Source organism: Paracoccus sp. UBA5162, assembly GCF_002413585.1.
Lineage (GTDB): Bacteria > Pseudomonadota > Alphaproteobacteria > Rhodobacterales > Rhodobacteraceae > Paracoccus.
Genome location: NZ_DHXG01000077.1, coordinates 1 through 20,540, shown reverse-complemented (window position 1 = coordinate 20,540; position 20,540 = coordinate 1). Strand labels below are relative to the sequence as shown.

Sequence of the window (20,540 nt, the reverse complement as noted above, 5' to 3'; positions counted from 1 at the left end):
GATGGGCCAGACGCTATGCAAAGCCGGACCGAAAGGCCAGATGCCGTCATCGACGCGCCGAAGGGCAACTGGGTGGACCGATACGCGCCCGAGCGCTGGCGGCCCTGGCTGCGCCTCAGCCGGGCCGACCGGCCCATCGGGACGTGGCTGCTGCTGCTGCCCTGCTGGTGGGGCGTCGGGCTGGCGATGATGTATGATGCGCCGCGGCTCTTCGATCTTTGGATCGTGATCGCCTGCGCCATCGGCGCCTTCGTCATGCGTGGCGCGGGCTGCACCTGGAACGACATCACCGACCGGGACATCGACGCGCAGGTCGCCCGCACCCGGTCGCGGCCCCTTCCCTCGGGCGCCATCAGCCTGCGCGGCGCCTATCTGTGGCTGCTGGCACAGGGGCTGGTCGGGCTGGCGATCCTGCTGACACTGGGCCCGGCGGCGATCTGGATGGGCGTCATCTCGCTGGCGCTGGTGGCGATCTATCCATTCGCGAAACGCTTTACCTGGTGGCCGCAGATCTTCCTGGGTCTTGCCTTCAACTGGGGGGTGATGCTGGCCTATGCGGCCCATGCGGGCCAGGTCGATCTGGCCCCTGTCGTGGCCTGGCTGGGCGGCATCGCCTGGACCATCTTCTACGATACGATCTATGCCCATCAGGATGTCGAGGATGACGCCCTGATCGGGGTCAAATCCACCGCGCGCCTGTTCGGCAGAAACAGCCCCCGCTATCTGGCGCGCATCGCGATGCTGGCGGTCGCCCTGCTGGGGCTGGCCATCCTGCTGAGCCATCGCAATCTCTTGATCGCCGCTATCGGTCTGGCCGGCTTTGCCGCGCATCTGGCCTGGCAGCTGAAGAATTTCAAGCCGGATCATGGTGATAGCTGTCTTCGCCTGTTCCGGTCGAACCGCGATGCCGGGCTGATCCTTGCGCTGTTTCTCGCCCTTGCCGGGCTGAGCTGATTGCACGCCCGGCGGGCCGACGCTAGAGGGATGCGACCCGCAACAGCCGAAGGCCCATCGCATGGCACCCTTGCGCCGCAGGATTTCCCCGACTTTGGCCACGATCCTCGTCCTCGCTCTGGCGGGCGGGCTGAGCTGGTGGGGCGCGCGATCCACGGCGGCTTTCATCGAAGATCGGTCGTTGCAGGATGTCCAGGTCGCGCTGCGCAGCGCAGGATATGACTGGGCCGGGGTCGAGACTGACGGGTTGCAGGTGCGGCTGACAGGCACCGCGCCAAGCGAGGTGGACCGTTTCCGCGCCATGACGCAGGCCGCCACGGCAGTCGATTCCAGTCGCATCCTGGATCAGATGACCGTCGCCGCCGCCGAGGCGCTGGACCCGCCCGATTTCAAGGTCGAATTGCTGCGCAACCCGCAGGGCATTTCGCTGATCGGGCTGGTTCCGGCCTCGACCGACCGCAACGCGCTGCTGCGGTCGCTGCGCAGCGAAACCTCGGCGCCGAAAGTGACCGACCTGCTGGAGACCGCCGATTACAAGCTGCCCGAGGGCTGGCAGGCGGCGCTGGATTACGGCATCCAGGCTGCCCAGATGGCCGGCAGCGCCAAGATCTCGATCCAGCCGGGCGCGGTGACGGTGGCCGCGATCACCGACAGCCGCGCCGAAAAGGGCCGGCTGGAAACCGCGCTGAAACGCGCCGTGCCCAAGGGCGTCAGGCTGACCAGCCAGATCACCGCGCCGCGTCCGGTCATCGCGCCGTTCACGATGCGATTCGTCATCGACGGCGACGGCCCCAGGTTCGAGGCCTGCTCGGCCGCAACCGAAGACGGGCGACAGCGGATCCTTGAGGCGGCGCTGAGCGCGGGGTTGCAGGGCAAGCCGGGCTGCACCCTGGGCCTTGGCGCACCAAGCCCGGATTGGGACGAGGCCGCCGAGCAGGCCATCGCGGCGGTGGCGCGGCTGGGGCAGGGAACGGTCACGATTTCGGACGCCGACGTGGCTCTGACCGCGCCCGAGGCGGTGACGCAGGTGCGCTTTGACGAAGCGGCCGGTCGGCTGGAACAGGCCCTGCCGCGCGTCTTTTCGCTTCATGCCGAACTAGAGCGTGAATCCGGGCAGGATGCCGGGCCGGCGGAATTCATCGCCGCGCTGAGCGGCGACCGGGCGCTGTCGATGCGCGGCCGGATCGCCGACGTGCCGATGCGCGAGGCGGTGGACAGCTTTGCCCGCGCCCGCTTTTCCGAGGTGGACAGCAGCCTGCGCAGCGATGCGGCGGTGCCGGATGGCTGGACGGTGCGCGTGATCGGCGCGCTGGAGGCGATGGCCGTTCTGGAAAGCGGGACCGTTCAGGTCACTCCCGACATGCTGCGGATGGCCGGCACCTCGGGCGATCCGAATGCCGCCGAAAATGCCGCGGCCGCCCTGTCGAACCGGATCGGGGCCGGCGCGCGCTATGCCCTGTCGATCCGCTATGACCGCCGGCTGGACCCGGCGCTGGACCTGCCCGATGGTCAGGAATGTGTGCGGCGGCTGAACCTGATCATGTCCGAATCCGAGATCGGATTCGAGCCGGGCAAGTCCACCATCGCGGGCGATCCGCAGCCGACGCTGGCGCGGCTGGCCGAGGCGATGACCGAATGCGCGGATTTCCAGATCGAGGCCGGCGGGCATACCGATGCGCAGGGATCGCAAGGGTTCAACGCCGATCTGTCGCGTGCCCGTGCGCAGGCGCTGGTGGCGGCGATGGCCGAGGCCGGGATCGACACCGCCAACCTGACCGCACGCGGCTATGGCGAAAGCCAGCCCATCGCCAGCAACGACACCGAGGCCGGGCGCGAGGAGAACCGGCGCATCGAGTTCCGTCTGTTGTCGGAGATGCCGATCCGCAATACCCCGCTGCCGGTGCCGATCCTGCGCGAGGGTGTCACCAGCGAGCCGGTCGCGCCGCTGCAGGGACCGCCCGCGCCGGACATCGCGACCTCCTCGGGAATGGCGCCCGAAGGCGGCGCGGCCACGTCGATCGATGCCGTTCAGGGACCGCAAAGGCCGCAGGCGGGCGAAAGCCGTGCGGTTCCGGCGACCGTCGGGGTCAGCGAACAGGTTCCGGCACTGGACGATCGCGACGAAACCGTTAGGCTTCCGGTTCAGACGCCCGGCGCCGACACGCCCCGCCCCTCGCCCCGGCCCGAGGATGCCGCGACATCCGCGACCGGGCAGGAACAGCAAGACACCACCCCCGCGCCATAGCGAAAACCAGAGCGACCAGAACCAGAGCGCATGAACCGAACCGAATTCATCACCGTCACCGCCATCATCCTGTTCGGCGCCTTCCTGCTGGGCTGGATCGCAAGCTGGATCGTCCATCGCCTGACCCGGCGCACCCGTGCCGACATGTCCGAATTGGACCGAATGGCCCAGCAATTGCACGATACCGAAGAACAGCGCGACCAGGCCGTCGCGCGCCTGGAAGAGGTCGAGGCAGACCTGTCCAGCCGCCTTGCAGGGACCGAATCGGAACTGCAGGCCGCGATGGACGGGCTGCGCGAAAGCCGCGCCGAGGTCGAGGAACTGCGCGACTATATCGAGCGGAAACTGGTCCGCCGCTGAGATCGGTCGCGCAAGCCGGCGAGCCGTGCCGCCGATCCTCGCCCTGCGCGCCCGTCGTCCCAACCCGGCCTGCCGGCGTGCTGAACAAGGCGATGCGCATCAGGATCGCGCCTTTGCGACAAGGGCGGCAGCCGCCGATCGCGATCGTGACGCGCCCGCCGATCGGGCGGTTAGCGGAACATGACCTTGATGTGCAGGGAATGGCTTCTGCTCGACTGCTTTTCACCCAATGGATGCAGCCAATGTTTCAAGAAGGCAGGATACGTTTCGACCTGGAATCATACCGCTTTAGACCGCAGCCCGCCTGCGCGCCTCTGCCCTGATGTTGAAATAGTTTCCCGTCAGGATCAGCGTCGCGCCCAGGATGACCAGAGGTCCGATCGGCTCGTCGTAAAACACCATGCCGACCAGCGCGATCACCGGCAGGCGCAGGAAATCGAACGGCATGACCAGCGTCGCGGGCGCCAGCCGCAGGGCGTTGGCGATGCAGAAATGCGCCGTCAGCCCGGCCCCGCCGATCAGCGCGATCCACAAGGCCGTCTGGCCCGAGGGCAGGGCGACATCCCCGTCCAGCCCGGCAAGGAGAAAGCCCAGGACGGCCTGCATGACCGTCATCCACCACAGGATGCAGGCGACGCCGACCCGCGCGGTCAGCTGCTTGGTGAGGATATAGGTCAGCGCGAAACCCACCGCGCTGCCCGCCGCCGCGATCAGGCCCGGTGTCAAGGGCGCCGCGCCCGGCCGCGCCACCAGCAGGATACCCGCGAACCCCAGGGCGGCGGCAATCATCCGCGCCTGCGTCCACCGTTCGCCCAGAAAGAAGCGCGACAGCACCAGCGCCCAAAGCGGCGCGGTGAATTCCAGCGCGAAGACCTGCGCCAGCGGGATCGAGAAGATCGCGAAGAACCACAGGTTCTGCGCCGTGAAATGACAGATGTTGCGGGCCAGGTGCAGCCCCGGATCGCGCAGGTTGACGACATGCCAGCGGCCGCGCAGCGTGATCAGGCCGCCGACGATCGCGATCCCGACCAGCGAGCGCCAGGCCATGATCTCGAACGTGTCCAGCGACAGCGACACCGCGCGCCCGGCCACCGCCATCGAGGTGAAGGACGCGACCGCACCCAGCATCCAGACCGCCGCGACCAGCGGATTGGCCGGGTGCGGCGCCGGAATATCGGCCCGCGCGCTCATCTCGTGATCTCCGGCATCGGCCCGCATCCCCCTGGCCCGCATGGCTAGCGCGGCCTTGCAGCCGATGCAATCAGGCCGGCCCGGCCGGCCGGCGGGTCATCGTCAATGTGACCCATTCGCCCAGATCGTCGCGCCGGTCCAGCGCAAATCCCGCCGCCTCATAGGCCGCGATGACATCTTGCCCCTGATCGCCGAGGATCCCGGACAGGATGATCTTGCCGCCGGGCGACACATGGCGCGCCATTTCGGGCGACAGATCGATCAGCGGTTGTTTGAGGATGTTCGCCAATACCAGATCGAAGGGCGCGGCCTGTTCCAGGATCGGATGATCGAAACCCGTGGCCTCGATACATTCCACCCGGCCGTCCAGCCCGTTTGCGATCACATTGGCCGCCGCGGTATCGACCGCCACGCGGTCGATGTCGCCGGCCACGACCGTGACCGGCCAGATCCGTGCCGCCCCCATCGCCAGAACCGCCGTGCCGCAGCCGATATCGGCAATCCGATGCGCCTGGTAGCCGTCATCGGCCAGCCGGTCCAGCGCCTCCAGACAGCCCTTGGTGGTGCCGTGGTGGCCGGTGCCAAAGGCCATCGCGGCCTCGATGCACAGGGCCTCGACGCCCTGGGGCACCTTGTCGGCATCATGGGCGCCATGGACGAAGAAGCGACCCGCCTCGACCGGTGTCAGTTCGCGCCGCACATGGGCCACCCAATCGACCTCGGGCAGTTCCGAGATCACGAAAGGCTCGGCCCGCCATGCGGCGGCCAGCAGCGCCAGGGCCACCTCGTCCGGGGCTTCGAGGAAATAGAGCCCGACCTCCCAGCGATCCGATCCGTCCTCGATCTCGAACACGCCGGCGCCGACGGGTTCGGGGGTCAGATCCTCGCAGGCCTCGGCCAGCGCCTCGGCGGGTTCGCGGCCGGCAAGATGGGTCAGGGCGGTGAAGGTGGGCATCAGATCGGGTCCGGGTTGGGCAGGGACGCCTCTACCCCTGTCCCCTTCAACCCGCAATAACCGTCGGGATTCTTTTCCAGATATTGCTGATGCGCCTCGGGGGCCGGCCAGAACGCGCCCTTGTCGATGATCTGCGTGGTGATCTTGCCAAAGCCCTCGACCGCCAGCCGGTTGCCGTAATCGATCTTCGAGGCCTCGGCGGCGTGTCGCTGGCTGGAATTGAAGACCATGATCAGGCTGCGATATTGCGGGCCAACATCGTTTCCCTGCCGGTCGCCCTGCGTCGGATCGTGGTTTTCCCAGAACAATTGCAGCAGATGATCGTAGCTGATCAGCGAACTGTCAAAGACCACGCGCACCACCTCGGCGTGGCCGGTATCGCCCTTGCAGACCTGCTCATAGGTCGGGTTTTCGGTCGAGCCGCCGGCAAAGCCTGCCTCGGTCAGCCAGACACCGTCCTGTTGCCAGAACAGCCGTTCGGCCCCCCAATAGCAGCCCATCCCGAAGATCGCCTGATCCAGGCCGTGCGGCACCTCGGCATCCATCGGCCGGTTGAAGATCGCATGAGTCGTCATCGTCGCATCCTTCTGATCGTTGTGCCATAACGCGCCTGCCCGCGCGCCGGTTCGCCGCGACAAGGCGCGATCTTTCCCCTGCCTTCAACCCCCTGCGAGACGCGACGGCCCCGTGGCGTCGCGCCGGAAGGTGCAGGCCAGGACATGGCCAGCGGCGCGCGGCGGTTCAAGCCGCCTGACGGTTCCACCGGAAGCGGCGATGCCGCGGCCGCTAGCGGCGCGGATGCGCCGCGCGATAGACCGCCATCAGGTGCGCGTCGTCCACGCCGGTATAGACCTGCGTGGTGGACAGGCTGGCATGGCCCAGCAATTCCTGGATCGTGCGCAGATCGCCGCCGGCGGCCAACAGATGTGTGGCGAATGAATGGCGCAGGGCATGTGGCGTGGCACTGGGCGGCAGGCCCAGCGACGCCCGCGCCCGTCGCAACGCCCCGGCGATCTGGTCCTGTCCCAGGCGCCCGCCGCGCACGCCCCGGAACAGGGCCTGATCGGGCGCCAGCCGCCACGGGCATTGCGCCAGATAGGTTCCGACCGCCGCGCGCGCGGCCGGCAGGATCGGCACCTGCCGCTGCCGGCCTCCCTTGCCGGTGATGGTCAGCGCCTCGCGAAAGGGCCAGTCGCGCCCGTGCAGCGCCAGCGCCTCGGAAATCCGCAATCCGCAACCCCAGAGCAACGTCATCACCGCCACGTCGCGGGCCGCGACCCAGGGGCTGCCATGCCCGTCGGCCACGACTTCCAGCGCGTCCCGCGCCTCGGCCGGCGACAGCGGCCGGGGCAGCGACCGGGCGTATTTCGGGCTGCGGCTGGACAGCGCGGGCGACAGGTCGAACCCCTCGCGATCCGAGATCCAGCGCAGAAAACTGCGCACCGCCGATTGCCGCCGCGCAAGCGACCGTGGGCCCAGTCCCCGCGCCCGTTCGGCGGCGGCAAAGGCCCGCATGTCGGTCTGTCGCAGCGCGGCCAGCGATTTCGGCGTGGCGGGCGCGCCCTGATGGCCACCCAGGAAGGCCAGGAAGGCCAGCAGGTCGGCACGATAGGCCCGGATCGTATGATCGGAGCGGTCGCGCGTCGCGGCCTCGGTTTCCAGCCAGCGCGCCAGGGCCGCCGCCATGGCGGGGGCAAGGGCCAGCGGGCCGGGCGCCGCGGTCACGATTTCAGGCGGCCCAGCAGGATCAGCCGGAACACCTGCCCGAAAAAGCGCAGCAGGTCGGTGCCCTGCGCGGGCATGAAGCGCGCCGGATCGGCGCTGCCCATGACCAGCATCGCCCGCGGCCGCCGCGCGCCCAGATCCAGCGGCAGCAGCGCCTCGGACGCCACGTCGCGGCCATGGATCGGGCGGGTGATGGGCGAGGCCGGTCGCAGCACGATGTCGTCGCCGCGCGGCACCCGCCTTCCCGCAGTGACAATCCGGCCCAACGCGCCTTCGGGGGCGATCACCACATCCTCGGGCAGATGCGCGATCTCGGGTTCTTCCTCGACCACCAGCCGCAGGGTTTCGACCCGCAGCAGCGGCGCGATATCGGCCTGGAGACTGTCCACCAGCTCGGTCAGATCGGCCGATTCCATCAGCCCGACCACGGCGCGATGAACGACCGCCGTGCCCGACTGGTTGTCATAGGCGGCGGCGATGACGTTCTCGTGCTGCGACTCGAGCCGGTCCAGCCGGGTCTCCAGCGCCTCCATCGCACGGCCGCGAATGTCGATCACGTTCTCGCCGATCTCGGATTCGCGGGCGGCGACCAGCGCCCGCATCAGGTCGCGATCGGCCAGCAGGATTCCCGGATCGGCCAGCAACCGGTCTCGGGTTTCCGGATCCAGACCCGGATCCTGCTGTGCCTCGGCGGTCGATTCGACGCTCATTCTGCCCCTTTCCGCCGCCTTGCCGCGGCTGTTTCAGCCGATCTTCTGACCGGTCTTTTCCCAATCGGCAGTGAACTGCTCCAGCCCCTTGTCGGTCAAGACGTGCTTGGCCATCGCCTTGATAACGGCCGGAGGTGCGGTAATCACGTCACTGCCGATCTTGGCGACCTCGATGATGTGATTGACCGAACGGATCGAGGCGGCGAGGATCTGCGTCTCGTAGCCGTAATTGTCATAAATCTCGCGGATATCGGCGATCAGGTCCACGCCATCCAGGTGAATGTCGTCCAGCCGCCCGATGAACGGGCTGATGAAGGTTGCCCCGGCCTTTGCCGCCAGGATCGCCTGGGCGGGGCTGAAGCACAGGGTGACGTTGACCATCTGGCCTTCGCTGGACAGCGCCTTGCAGGCCTTCAGCCCGTCCCAGGTCAGCGGCACCTTGACGGCGATGTTGTCGGCGATCTTGGCCAGGTGCTTGCCCTCGCGGATCATGTCCTCGGCCTTCTCGGCGACGACCTCGGCGCTGACGGGTCCGTCCACGATATCGCAAATCTCGCGGGTGACCTCTTCGATGTTGCGGCCGGCCTTCAGGATCAGCGAGGGATTGGTGGTGACGCCGTCCAGCACACCCAACTCATTCAACTCCCTGATGGCATCCACATCGGCGGTATCGACAAAGAATTTCATGGCCCGGCTCCTCTGATAGGCTACGGGCCGGGTGATAGCGCAAAAGCCGTGGCCCGGAAAGGGGCGGCGGGCCGCGCCCGGGAATGGCGCGAAGGGCTGCGGCCGTCCGCGGGCGGGCGCAGCCATGATCGTGTCAGGCCATGCATGATCCGGGCATGCCTTGCATGCGATGTCACGCGCATGGCGGCGTCCGGGCGCCGGTCCCATGGGGCGGATGGGCGCGGCCGGGGCGGGGCTGATACAGTGCGGGCCGACCGCAAGCCCTGGACGGTCGAGAACCCCTTGCAACCTGCATCCCCCGGCGTCTTTATCGCGCATGATGCCCGACCCCGCCGCCTTCCTCGCCCCCCGATCCCGCATCGCGGTCCTGACCTGCGAGCCGGTCGGCGTGCTGGACTACCTCGCCCCCGAAGACGGCGTGCGGCAGGGTGCGCTGGTGCTGGTGCCGCTGGGGCCGCGCCGCGTTCTGGGCCTGGTCTGGGGCGAGGGCAGGGGCGATTTCGACCTGGCCAAGCTGCGCCCCGTGGCCCGGATCCTCGATGCCGAACCGTTCCGGCCGGGGTTCCTCGACTTCCTCAGCCGCGCCGCCGACTACACCCTGACCCCGCCGCCGCTGATGCTGCGCATGGCGACCCGCGCCCCCGACCTGGACCAGCCGCCCGCCGCGCGCCGGCTCATCGTGCCCGCCGGCGATCCGCCCGCGCGCATGACCGAGGCGAGAAGCCGCGTCATGGACGTCATCGCCCGCCACGGCGGCGCCGGTTTCGCGCCGTCCGAACTGGCCCAACTGGCCGGTGTCGGCACCTCGGTCGTCAAGGGCCTGGTGGCACAAGGCACGCTGGCCGAGATCCAGGCTCCTCGCGATACCCCCTATCCGCGCCTCGATCCCGGTCGGCCCGGCAAGCCGCTGGCCCCCGATCAGCAGGCCGCCGCCGACACCCTGCGCGCCGCCATCCGCAAGGGTGGCTATGGCACCACCCTGCTGCGCGGGGTCACCGGATCGGGCAAGACCGAGGTCTATCTGGAAGCCGTCGCGGAATGCCTGCGCGCCGGTCGTCAGGCGCTGGTCCTGCTGCCCGAGATCGCGCTGTCGGCGGAATTCCTGGACCGGGTCGAGGCGCGTTTTGGGGCGCGGCCCGGCGAATGGCACAGCGGTATCACCCGGACCGAACGCCGCCGGTTGTGGCACATGGCGGGCCGGGGCGAGGTCGGGCTGGTGGTCGGCGCCCGCTCGGCCCTGTTCCTGCCCTTCCACGATCTGGGCCTGATCGTCGTCGACGAGGAACATGACAGCAGCTACAAGCAGGAGGATGTGGTCTATTACAGCGCCCGCGACATGGCGGTGCTGCGCGCCTCGATCGCGGGGGCGCATGTGGTTCTGGCCTCGGCCACGCCCAGCCTGGAAAGCTGGGTCAACGCGGCCAGCGGCAAATATGCCCGGCTGGACCTGCGAAGCCGCTATGGCGAGGCGGAACTGCCCGACATGGCCGCCATCGACCTGCGCGCCGAGGAGATGCCGGCAGGACGCTGGATCTCGCCCACGCTGGAAGGGGCGGTCAAGACGCGGCTGGCCCGCGGCGAACAATCGCTGCTGTTCCTGAACCGGCGCGGATTTGCCCCGGTCACCGTCTGCCGCGCCTGCGGCGAACAGATCGGCTGCCATCAATGCGACGCGCGGATGGTCGAACACCGTTTCCAGAACCGCCTTGTCTGTCATCAATGCGGCGAGACGCGCCCCATCCCGACCGCCTGCCCCGCCTGCGGGGCCGAGGGCAGGCTGGCCCCGATCGGCCCCGGCGTCGAACGCATCGCCGAAGAGGTCGCCGCGACCTTCCCCGACGCCAGGGCGACGATCCTGTCATCCGACCTGTTCCATTCGGCCCGCGCGCTGAAGGACACCATCGCCCGGATCGCCGATGGCGATACCCAGATCATCATCGGCACCCAGATCGTCGCCAAGGGCCACAACTTTCCCCGCCTGACGCTGGTCGGCGTGATTGACGCCGATCTGGGCCTGCAAGGCGCCGATCTGCGCGCGGCCGAGCGGTCCTTCCAGCTGATGCGGCAAGTCGCGGGCCGGGCCGGTCGCCAGTCGGGTGCCGCGCCGGGCCTTGCGCTGCTGCAGACCCACCAGCCCGGCCACGCGGTGATCCGCGCCATCCTGTCGGGCCATGACGAGGCTTTCTGGGACGCCGAGGCCGCCGGCCGCCAGGCCGCCGGGATGCCGCCCTTCGGCCGGCTGGCGGGCGTGATCCTGTCGCATCCCGACCTTGGCGTGGTCAGCGATTTCGCCCGCCACCTTGCCGCCCATGCCGGACCTCTGGATCACGCCGGCGCCGAATTGTGGGGTCCGGCGCCCGCGCCCATCGCCCGCATCCGGGGGCGTCACCGGATGCGGATGCTGATCCACGCCCCGCGTCAGGCGCCGCTGCAAGCGGCCATCGCCGACTGGCTGGCGCCGCACAAGCTGCCGACCAACCTGCGGCTGGCGGTGGATATCGACCCGCAAAGCTTTCTGTAGGCCGCGCGCCGCGGTTCAGTTCTTCAGCACGATGCAGTTGCCGCCCAGCCGTTTCAGCCTGATGCAGAAGGCATAGGCCTCGCCCCGGCTTTCATAGCCGATCTGGGCGGTATAGACGGGCTGCGCGATTCCGCTCAGGCGCTTTCTGACATAGCCCACGCGCCTGCCATCCAGAAGCGGGCGCAGCGTCCGGTTCAGCCGCGCCACCTGTCCCTGCGCGACCGCGCGGCTGCGATGGCTGGCGACGATCACGCCCCAGGGAAAGACGCGCGGCTCGACGACGAATTCGCGCAGGCCGCGATTGCCGGCCAGCGATTCGCAGGCCGGCCGGAACGGCCGGTCGGGATCCAGAGCCAGCTTCAGGTCCGCCGTCTCGGGCGGATTGTCGCGCCAGCGCCATGCGTTGAATCCGGTGATCGCCTCGACATAGTCCTGCGTCTCGTAGGGCAGCACGGTTTCGCTGGCAATGAACCGCGCCGCCCGTGCCTCGCCGCCGTTATAGGCAATCGCGGCCAGCCCGATATTGCCCGTCATGTCCGTAAGATAGCGAAGATACCACGCCGCCTTGAAGATCGCCTGGGCCGGGTTGAACGGATCGTCCAGATCGTAAAGCCGGGCGGTTTCAGGCATGAATTGCGCGATCCCCATCGCGCCGACCGGACTGATCGCGCCCGGCTCGAACCGGCTTTCCTTCCACAACAGGCGGGCCAGGAAATTCGGATCCAGCCCGCGCTGCGCGGCATTGCGTTCCACCAGCTTGCAGACATCCGCCACATAGCGGGACCGCCGCACGCAATCGCGGCCGTCATCGGTGCAGCGGATCTCGTCGCTTTGCCGGGCCGGGGGGCGGCCGTGGACGGCATCGACGGCGGGCCGGGCGGCGACCGGGGCGGTTGGAAGAAGCAGGATCGCCAGGATCGCAAGGATGCGCGTCACGACAATCTCTCTTTCCGAAAGGAGCCTGCCTTGCGGCCCGGACTCAGCCCTTCTTCGCCTTCTTGCGGGTCTTCTTCAGTTCGACCGCCGCCTCGGCGATCTCGATCTTGGCCTTGTCGGCGGCGCGTTCGGCCTTGCGGGCGGCCTTTCTGGCGTCACGCGCGGCCTGCTTTTCGGCTTTCTTCGCATCCCTTTCGGCCTGCCGGGCGGCCTTGCGTTCTGCGGTGCGGGCCTTTTTCTCGGCCTCCATCTGGGCCAGCCGCGCGGCCTTGCGTTCGGCCTTGCGCGCAGCCTTGCGCGCGGCCTTGCGCAGTGACTTCGCTTCGTTTGCGGCCGCCGTCGAGGCGTCGGGCGTGACCGTCGGGGCGGGCGGTTCGGCCGGGGCCGCGGGCTGGGCGGCGGGTGCCGGTGCCGGTGCAGATGCGGGCTGGGTCGCGGGCGCCTTGGCCTTCGCCACGCGGCGCGAGCCTGTGCGCAGGTCGGTCTTGCGGGTCTCGGCCTTGGCTCGCCCTGCCGGTTTGCGCGTGCTCGACGCGGGGGCGCGGCGCGCGGCCGACGATGCCACAGCGCGCGACGGCTTGTCCCCGGCGGGCTGCTGCCCTGCGGCCTTGGTAGCGGGCGCCAGGGGCAGCTTGCGCTTGCGCCGCTCGAGGTGAAGCCGACGCAGGGCCGTGGCCAGAAGATCGGCCGCACCGGGCCGGCCCTCGGTGACCGGGCCGCTGGCCCCGGTCATCTCGGCCTCGATCTCGGCTATCGCGCGGTACAGCGCCGCATCCTTCAGCGCGCCGATCGCCGGGGCGCGGCTGGCCGCGACCAGCGCGACCTGACCCGGCGTCAGGATTTCCTTTTCCAGCTTGGTGTAATTCGGCATCGCAATCCCCTGGATCCGGCGCAATCCGCTTCGGAGGGTGCGAAAATTCGCGTCCCTTTGCAACGGCAAAGACCCCGGCGCGGTGCCGGGGCCTTGCAAGACGTCGCGTCGCGCGGCCGCCTCAGTATGCGAAGCCCATGCTGTCGACCGGCGCAACGCCGCTGGCGGTGATGACGGTGGTCGTCGGCGCCCCGCCCGCCGTGGCGCCGGGAACGCCGGCATCGGCCGCCGCCATGCCACCACCCTCGGGCTGGACGTAACCCTCGGGCGTTTCGCGCATCGGGCCTTCGATGCGCAGGCTCTCGGCCTGGCTGCGCACCTTCACCTTGGTGCCAAGTTCGACCTGGTTGAACAGATCCATGACATCCTGGTTGAACATGCGGATGCAGCCGGCCGAGGTGGCCTTGCCGATCGAGGACGGATCCATCGTGCCGTGGATGCGGTAATAGGTGTCGCGGCCGCCCTCGTAGAGATACAGCGCGCGCGATCCCAGCGGGTTGTCCAGCCCGCCCGACAATCCGCCGGCGAACTGGCTGTAAAGCTCGGGTTCGGTGCGGATCATGTTGTCGGTCGGGCGCCAGTCGGGCCATTCCTGCTTGCGCCGGATCGTCGCCGTGCCGCTATAGCCCTTGCCGGCGCGGCCGACCGCGACGCCATAGCGCATCGCCACGCCGGGCGCGGTGACATAATAGAGAACCCGCGCATAGGGATCGACGATGATCGTGCCGGGGTCTTCCGGACCGTTATAGGCGACCTGCTGACGCTGGTTGCGTTCGGTCAGATAGGCGGCGCGAACGGCCGGGATATTGACCGGCTCGCCCTGCGGCCCGGTATCGGTGCGGGCCTGATAGACCGCCGGAACCGGCGGACCGGCCAGCAGCGAGGCGGATGTCGTCTGGGTCGTGGGCGCGCAGGCGGCAAGCCCAAGGGCAATCGCCGAAGCAAGGGAAACGAGGCGCAGCATGCGTTCAATCCTTCATTTGTCGCGGACCATCGCCGGCAGAGGCGCGGCCGCAGGCAGCAAGAGTTCGTTCCGGATGTCACCGCCGGCGGCAGAACCGGCCGTGATTCCTGCATGAGGTCATCAGCCCGCCCCATGCGAACAGCGTCAACCCATGCACATTCCGATCAAGCCGATTCGGCCGGTCTTGTTGCCAATGGGCGTCATCTCGATCAAGTTTTTACGAAAAGGGAACAAATCAGCGTGCGTTTGGTTTCACGCAAGTGCGAGAATATGAACGCGAACTTTCAGAAAGGCAGAGTCCAATGGGTCTTATCGTTGCATTGATCGTCGGGGCCATCGCCGGGTGGCTGGCCGGTCTCATGGTGAAGGGGCACGGCCAGGGCGTGCTGATGAACATTGTGGTGGGCATTGTCGGCGCGGTCATCGCGGCCTTCCTGTTTCCTGCGATGGGGCTGGCCATCGGTGCCGAAGGCTCGATCATCGGCTCGATCATCTACGCCACCATCGGCGCGGTCATTCTGTTGCTGATCATCCGGCTGGTGAACCGGGCCTGACCCCGCGGGGGCGGCAACCTCACCGATGTCTCGATTCCCCCGGCCCCTCTTGGCGCCGGGGGCTTTCGCTTGGGGCCACGTCCTTCCGTCTCCGATTTCCCGAGCCCGGCGCAGATCGGCGAAAGGCCGGATCGCGTCGCAGCCTGCGATCCGCTTCGGACCGCATTGCCGTTCCGGGCCGGTCTGACTAGGCTGCGGGCAAACCCGATACAGGCAAAGTCTTGTCCGAGCCCACCGCGCCCCGCCCCTCGGCCCTCGCGCCGTTCCGCCATCGCGACTTCCGCATGCTCTGGAGCGCGACCCTGGTGTCCAATTTCGGCGGGCTGGTCCAGGCGGTCGGCGCGGCCTGGCTGATGACGCAACTGACCGACAGCGCGACGCTGATCGCACTGGTCCAGGCCTCCAACACGATGCCGATCATGCTGCTTGCCATCGCCTCGGGCGCGCTGGCCGACATCTTCGACCGCAAGACGCTGCTGGTCGCGGCGCAATGCCTGATGGCGGGCGTGTCGGTGATCCTGGCCATCGTTGCCTGGCAGGGCTGGCTGACGCCGTGGATGCTGTTGGCCTTTACCTTCCTGATCGGGGCGGGGCAGGCTCTTTACAATCCGCCCTGGCAGGCCAGCATGGGCGATCTGGTGCCGCGCGCCGACCTGCCCTCGGCGGTGACGCTGAATTCGGTTGGCTTCAACATGATGCGCAGCGTCGGCCCGGCCGCGGGCGGGATCATCGTGGCCGCCTTCGGTGCCGCCGCCGCCTTTGCCGTCAATGCGCTGAGCTATGTTCCGCTGCTGGCGGCGCTGAGCCGCTGGAAGCCCGGCATCGCCCCGCGCAACGCCCCGCCCGAAGCCTTCGGCCCCGCCGTCGCGGCGGGCCTGCGCTATGTCGCGCTGTCGCCCAACCTGATGCGGGTGATCCTGCGCGGCGCCCTGTTCGGCTTTGCCGCCGTCTCGGTGCTGGCGCTGCTGCCGCTGGTCGCCAAGAGCCAGCCCCAGGGCGGCTCGCTGCTGTTCGGCTTCCTTCTGGGTTGCTATGGGCTGGGCGCGATCGCCGGCGCGGTGCTGAGCCCGCGCATCCGCGCGCGCCACGACAACGAGATGATCGTGCGTCTGGCCTTCGCAGGCTTCGCCGGTTCGGCCATCGTGCTGGGGCAGACCGGTTCGATCTGGCTGCACGCGCTGGCCATGCTGCCTGCGGGCGCGTCCTGGGTGCTGGCGCTGTCGCTGTTCAACGTGACGGTGCAATTGTCCACGCCCCGCTGGGTCGTGGCGCGCGCGCTGGCGCTGTATCAGACCCTGACCTTCGGCGGCATGGCGGCCGGATCCTGGGTCTGGGGCAGCGTCGCCGGGGCCGAGGGGACCGGCACGGCGCTGACCCTTGCCGGCTTCGTGCTGCTGTTCGGCGCCCTCATCGGCGTCTGGTTCAAGGCCCCCGAATTCGGCACCGCCGATCTGGACCCGGTGAACCGCTTTCGCGAACCGGCCCTGCGGCTGGATTTGCGTGGGCGATCGGGGCCGATCATGATCATGGTCGATTACCGCATCGCGCAGGACGACGTGGCCGAGTTCCTGCGCCTCATGCGCCAGCGGCGCAACATCCGCCGGCGCGACGGAGCCCGGAACTGGGCCCTTCTGCGCGATCTGGAACATCCTGACCTGTGGTCGGAAAGCTATCACATCGCCACCTGGGACGAATATGTCCGCCACAACCTGCGCCGCACCAAGACCGATGCCGAGGTCACGGTCGCGCTGCGCGCGCTGCACCGGGGCGAGGGCGATCCCGTCGTGCACCGCATGATCGAACGGCACAGCGTCAGTCAGCGGGATGACGTGCCGCTGATGGGCAAGATCGAGGTGCCCTGAAAGACGGGGAAAGAGGGGAAAGAAGATGAGACTTCAGGACAAGGTGGCCATCGTCACCGGCGGCGGCTCGGGCTTCGGGGCGGGGATCGCGCGGAAATTCGCGGCCGAGGGCGCGCAGGTCGTGGTGGCCGACATCAACGAGGCTGCCGCCCGCGAGATCGCGGCCCGGATCGGCGGCCGGGCGATCCGGGCCGATGTGGCGGATGCGGGCAGCGTCGGGGCGATGGTGGCCGAGGTCATCGACGCCTATGGACGGATCGACGTGATGGTGAACAATGCCGGCGTCACCCATCTGCCTACCCCGATGGAAGAGGTTTCCGAAGCCGATTTCGACCGGGTTCTGGCGATCAACTGCAAGTCGATCTATCTGATCGCGCGCAAGATCGTGCCGCTGATGAAGCAGGCCGGGCGGGGCGCCATCGTGAACGTGGCCTCGACCGCGGGGGTTTCGCCGCGGCCGAAACTGAACTGGTACAATGCCTCGAAAGGCTGGCTGATCACCGCAACCCGCGCCATGGCGGTGGAACTGGCCCCTTTCGGCATCCGGGTGAACGCGCTGAACCCGGTCGCGGGCGAAACGCCGCTGCTGAAAAGTTTCATGGGCGAGGACACGCCCGAGATGCGGGCTAAATTCCTGTCCACGATCCCGCTGGGCCGCTTCTCGACACCCGAGGATCTGGGCAACGCCGCCTGTTTCCTGGCCTCGGACGAGGCCTCGATGATCACCGGCGTCGCGATGGAGGTGGATGGCGGCCGTTGCATCTGATGGCGCGGCCGGCGTTTTGCACCCCGGCGGGTTATTCGCCGTTCAAAGCAGGCGGTTCGCCTTTCCCCGACCCTGGCAGCATATGAATTGTCTTGCGGTTCGGGCGGGGATGCCGATGACCGCCCCCGAAGCAGGCGCCTCATCCCGCGCGGATGAGGCGTTTTCCATTTTGCCTTGGTCGTGAAATATCCCCGGGGAGTCCCGAAGGGACGGGGGCGGAGCCCCCTTTTTTGTCTACACCTCGTCGCGCCAGCGGTTGACCAGCGGATAGCGCCGGTCCAGCCAGAAGGCCCTGGTCGAGATACGCGGGCCGGGCGCGGCCTGATAGCGTTTCCATTCGCTGACATAGAGCAGCGTTTCCACCTTCCTGACGGTTTCGGCGTCAAAGCCCCGGGCGACCAGATCCTTCAGGGCCAGATCCTTTTCGACCAGCCCTTCGAGGATCGCGTCCAGCACCTCGTAGGGCGGCAGCGAATCCTGATCCTTCTGGTCGGGGCGCAGCTCCGCCGAGGGAGGCTTGTCGATGATCTGCGGCGGAATCACCTCGCCCTCCGGACCCATCATCCAGTCGCGGTGATTGGCGTTGCGCCAGCGGCAGGTCTCGAACACGCGGGTCTTGTAGAGATCCTTGATCGGGTTATAGCCGCCGGCCATGTCACCGTAGATCGTGGCGTAGCCGACCGCGACCTCGGACTTGTTGCCCGTGGTCAGCAGCATCTCGTTGAACTTGTTGCTGATCGCCATCAGCATCACGCCCCGCAGGCGGGACTGGATGTTTTCCTCGGTGGTGTCGGGCGCGGTGCCGGCCATCAGATGGGCCAGCGCATCGGTCACCGCGTCGCGGGCCCCTTCGATATGGACGGTATCGAGCCGCGTGCCCAGACGCCGTGCACAATCGGCGGCATCATCCAGGCTGGCCTGCGAGGTGTATTGCGATGGCAGCATCACGCAGCGGACGTTTTCCGGCCCGATCGCGTCGGCGGCGATGGTGGCCACCAGCGCCGAATCGACGCCGCCCGACAGGCCCAGCACGACCTTGCGAAAGCCGGATTTGCGCAGATATTCGCGCAGGCCCAGCATCATCGCCTGATAATCCTGTTCCCAGGCATCGGGTTGCGGCGCCATCAGGCCCGGCTGGGCCTGCCAGCCTTCGCCCGTGCGGATGAAATCGACATGGGCCAGCATCTCGGTGAAGGGCGGCAACTGGACCGCCTTCCTGCCGCCGGGATTCAGCACGAAGCTGGCGCCGTCATAGATCTGGTCGTCCTGGCCGCCCACCATGTTGACATAGACCAGCGGCAGGCCGGTTTCGATCACGCGACCGACCATGTGGCCCATGCGCAGATCCAGCTTGTCACGATGATAGGGGCTGCCATTCGGCACGATCAGGATCTCGGCCCCGGTCTCGGCCAGCGTCTCGGTCACGTCGGGATACCAGCCGTCCTCGCAGATCGGCGATCCGATGCGGGCGGGTCCGACCGGATAGGGGCCGCTGATCGGGCCGCTGTCGAACAGGCGCAATTCGTCGAAAAGCTGCTTGTAGGGCAGGTGGTGTTTCAGCACGCGGGCGACCAGCTTGCCCTGCCTGAAGACGAACCAGGCATTATAGAGACCGTCGCCGTCGCGCCACGGACCGCCGATGGCCAGGGCGGGACCATCCGCACAATCCGCGCCCAGCCGCATGATCCGGGCCATGGCGTCTTCGGTGAAGGCGGGTTTGAGCACCAGATCCTGGGTCTGGTAGCCGGTGATGAACATCTCGGGCAGGGCCAGCATGTCGGCGCCGGCCTCGCGCGCGGCCTGCCATGCGTCGCGTGCCTTGGCGGCATTGCCGGGCAGATCGCCCACGGTGGCGTTCAACTGGCCGATGGTCAGGCGGAAACGGTCGGTCATGGCGTGGCCCCGGGCTTCTCTCGCGCCCGTGATAGGGGATGGCGCCGGAAAGGGAAAGTCGGGCTTTGCGCGCGGCGCGGCCATGGGTTAGACCTTTGGCAAAAGACGAAGGGCGTGGCGATGAAACGGGCAGCGGCAGCGGCGACGGCGGGTGCATTGGCTTTGGCGCTGATGGCGGGCGCAAGCGGCGCGGATGCGCAGGTCGTCACCAAGCAATACGATGATGGCGGTGTCTACGAAGGCACGTTCCGCAACGGCCGTCAGCACGGGCAGGGCACCTATACGCTGCCCAACGGCTATGTCTACGAGGGCGACTGGGTCGAGGGCGAGATCCGGGGGCAGGGCAAGGCCACCTTTCCCAACGGATCGGTCTATGTCGGCCAGTTCGTCAAGGGCAAGCCCGAGGGGCGCGGCAAGATCACCTATCCCGATGGCGGCACCTATGAGGGTGACTGGATCGCCGGCGAGATCACCGGCGAGGGGGTGGCGCGCTACGCCAATGGCAGCGTCTACACGGGCCAGTTCGTCAAGGGACTGCATCAGGGCAAGGGCACGCTGACCCAGCCCAACGGCTACAAATACGAGGGCCAGTGGAATGCCGGCGTCAAGGAGGGGCAGGGCCGGATCACCTATCCCGACGGCGCGGTCTACGAAGGCGGGATGCTGGCCGGACAGCGGGCCGGCAAGGGCAAGCTGACCATGGCCGACGGCATGGTCTATGACGGCATCTGGGCGGCCGGGCAAATGTCGGGAACGGGGGTGCTGGTCCAGGCCTCGGGCGACCGATACGAGGGGCAGATGCAGCGCGGCCAGCGCGAGGGCCAGGGCGTTGCGACCTATGCCAATGGCGATGTCTATGACGGCAGCTTCAAGGCCGACCGCCGTCACGGCAAGGGCACCTTCACCGGCACCGATGGCTATGTCTACAGCGGCGACTGGGTCGAGGGCCGGATGGAGGGGCAGGGCCAGATCACCTATCCCGACGGTTCGGTCTATGTCGGCCAGATGAAGAACGACCGGCCGGACGGGTCCGGCAAGATCACCTATCCCGACGGCTCGACCTATGAAGGGCAGTGGGCCGAGGGGGTGATCGAGGGCGAGGGCAAGGCCCGCTATGCCAACGGCATGGTCTATGAAGGCAATTTCAGGAACGCGCGCAATGACGGGCAGGGGCGCATGTCCTATCCCGACGGCTATGTCTATAACGGCGCCTGGAAGGACGGCCAGCGCCATGGCGAGGGTCAGGCGACCTATGCCGATGGAACGGTCTATACCGGTGCCTTCGTGGCTGGTCTGCGCGAGGGTCAGGGCAAGCTGACCACGCCGGACGGCTTCGTCTATGAAGG

18 protein-coding genes are annotated in these 20,540 nt (G+C 68.0%); 8 read left to right on the top strand and 10 right to left on the bottom strand.

Going from position 1 to position 20,540, the window contains the following annotated elements; translation table 11 throughout:
• Positions 1-15 precede the first annotated feature (15 nt).
• From ubiA to B4A72_RS11995, 3 genes are all read left to right on the top strand, one after another.
• The gene (gene ubiA, locus B4A72_RS12005; RefSeq protein WP_292956718.1) at positions 16-954 is read left to right on the top strand and encodes a 4-hydroxybenzoate octaprenyltransferase; all 939 of its coding nucleotides are present in this window, start codon (positions 16-18) and stop codon (positions 952-954) included.
• Between the two features lie 61 nt (positions 955-1,015).
• Positions 1,016-3,199, top strand: coding sequence for an OmpA family protein (locus tag B4A72_RS12000; RefSeq protein WP_292956721.1), 2,184 nt, complete (start codon positions 1,016-1,018; stop codon positions 3,197-3,199).
• Positions 3,200-3,229: 30 nt separating this feature from the next.
• Positions 3,230-3,559, top strand: a complete 330-nt coding sequence (locus tag B4A72_RS11995; protein ID WP_292956724.1) for a hypothetical protein — start codon at positions 3,230-3,232, stop codon at positions 3,557-3,559.
• A gap of 288 nt (positions 3,560-3,847) precedes the next feature.
• On the opposite strand, the gene B4A72_RS11990 is transcribed toward B4A72_RS11995, so the two are convergent.
• From B4A72_RS11990 to fsa, 6 genes are all read right to left on the bottom strand, one after another.
• Entirely contained in the window at positions 3,848-4,792 is a 945-nt protein-coding gene (locus B4A72_RS11990; RefSeq protein ID WP_335661260.1) for a DMT family transporter, read from the bottom strand.
• 28 nt (positions 4,793-4,820) lie between these two features.
• Positions 4,821-5,705 carry a 50S ribosomal protein L11 methyltransferase gene (locus tag B4A72_RS11985; RefSeq protein ID WP_292956727.1) on the bottom strand — a complete coding sequence of 295 codons (885 nt, stop codon included), beginning with the start codon at positions 5,703-5,705 and terminating at the stop codon, positions 4,821-4,823.
• Positions 5,705-6,280, bottom strand: coding sequence for a peptide-methionine (S)-S-oxide reductase MsrA (msrA, locus tag B4A72_RS11980; RefSeq protein WP_292956730.1), 576 nt, complete (start codon positions 6,278-6,280; stop codon positions 5,705-5,707). The genes B4A72_RS11985 and msrA overlap by 1 nt, the downstream gene beginning before the upstream one ends.
• 211 nt (positions 6,281-6,491) lie before the next feature.
• Positions 6,492-7,391, bottom strand: coding sequence for a tyrosine recombinase XerC (locus tag B4A72_RS11975; protein WP_292956809.1), 900 nt, complete (start codon positions 7,389-7,391; stop codon positions 6,492-6,494).
• A gap of 35 nt (positions 7,392-7,426) precedes the next feature.
• Entirely contained in the window at positions 7,427-8,140 is a 714-nt protein-coding gene (locus tag B4A72_RS11970) for a DUF484 family protein (RefSeq protein ID WP_292956733.1), read from the bottom strand.
• 33 nt (positions 8,141-8,173) lie between these two features.
• On the bottom strand, positions 8,174-8,827 hold the full coding sequence (fsa, locus tag B4A72_RS11965; protein ID WP_292956736.1) for a fructose-6-phosphate aldolase: 654 nt from the start codon (positions 8,825-8,827) through the stop codon (positions 8,174-8,176).
• 319 nt (positions 8,828-9,146) lie between these two features.
• Here fsa and B4A72_RS11960 point away from each other — a divergent pair, with 319 nt between their 5' ends.
• Positions 9,147-11,348 (top strand): primosomal protein N', encoded by a 2,202-nt coding sequence (locus B4A72_RS11960; RefSeq protein WP_414692500.1) that lies wholly within the window; start codon positions 9,147-9,149, stop codon positions 11,346-11,348.
• Positions 11,349-11,363: 15 nt separating this feature from the next.
• On the opposite strand, the gene B4A72_RS11955 is transcribed toward B4A72_RS11960, so the two are convergent.
• The 3 genes from B4A72_RS11955 to B4A72_RS11945 all read right to left on the bottom strand — a co-directional run bounded on the left by B4A72_RS11955 (position 11,364) and on the right by B4A72_RS11945 (position 14,119).
• A complete protein-coding gene (locus tag B4A72_RS11955) occupies positions 11,364-12,284 on the bottom strand; it encodes a lytic transglycosylase domain-containing protein (protein ID WP_292978698.1) in 921 nt (306 codons plus the stop codon).
• A gap of 43 nt (positions 12,285-12,327) precedes the next feature.
• Positions 12,328-13,155, bottom strand: a complete 828-nt coding sequence (locus B4A72_RS11950; protein ID WP_292978696.1) for a hypothetical protein — start codon at positions 13,153-13,155, stop codon at positions 12,328-12,330.
• Between the two features lie 121 nt (positions 13,156-13,276).
• The gene (locus tag B4A72_RS11945; RefSeq protein WP_414692170.1) at positions 13,277-14,119 is read right to left on the bottom strand and encodes a L,D-transpeptidase; all 843 of its coding nucleotides are present in this window, start codon (positions 14,117-14,119) and stop codon (positions 13,277-13,279) included.
• Positions 14,120-14,421: 302 nt separating this feature from the next.
• On the opposite strand from B4A72_RS11945, the gene B4A72_RS11940 reads away from it, so the two are divergent.
• From B4A72_RS11940 to B4A72_RS11930, 3 genes are all read left to right on the top strand, one after another.
• Positions 14,422-14,673: a GlsB/YeaQ/YmgE family stress response membrane protein gene (locus B4A72_RS11940; RefSeq protein WP_292956748.1), complete on the top strand. Its 252-nt coding sequence runs from the start codon at positions 14,422-14,424 to the stop codon at positions 14,671-14,673.
• 221 nt (positions 14,674-14,894) lie between these two features.
• The gene (locus tag B4A72_RS11935; RefSeq protein WP_292978694.1) at positions 14,895-16,535 is read left to right on the top strand and encodes an MFS transporter; all 1,641 of its coding nucleotides are present in this window, start codon (positions 14,895-14,897) and stop codon (positions 16,533-16,535) included.
• A gap of 25 nt (positions 16,536-16,560) precedes the next feature.
• Complete coding sequence (locus tag B4A72_RS11930; protein WP_292956754.1) at positions 16,561-17,301, top strand: glucose 1-dehydrogenase; 741 nt, start codon at positions 16,561-16,563, stop codon at positions 17,299-17,301.
• Positions 17,302-17,535: 234 nt separating this feature from the next.
• Here the strand turns inward: B4A72_RS11930 and B4A72_RS11925 are convergent, their stop codons facing one another.
• Positions 17,536-19,194, bottom strand: coding sequence for an NAD+ synthase (locus tag B4A72_RS11925; RefSeq protein ID WP_292956757.1), 1,659 nt, complete (start codon positions 19,192-19,194; stop codon positions 17,536-17,538).
• Between the two features lie 120 nt (positions 19,195-19,314).
• Here B4A72_RS11925 and B4A72_RS11920 point away from each other — a divergent pair.
• A partial coding sequence (locus B4A72_RS11920) for a 2-isopropylmalate synthase (RefSeq protein WP_292978692.1) occupies positions 19,315-20,540 on the top strand: 1,226 nt, incomplete at its 3' end.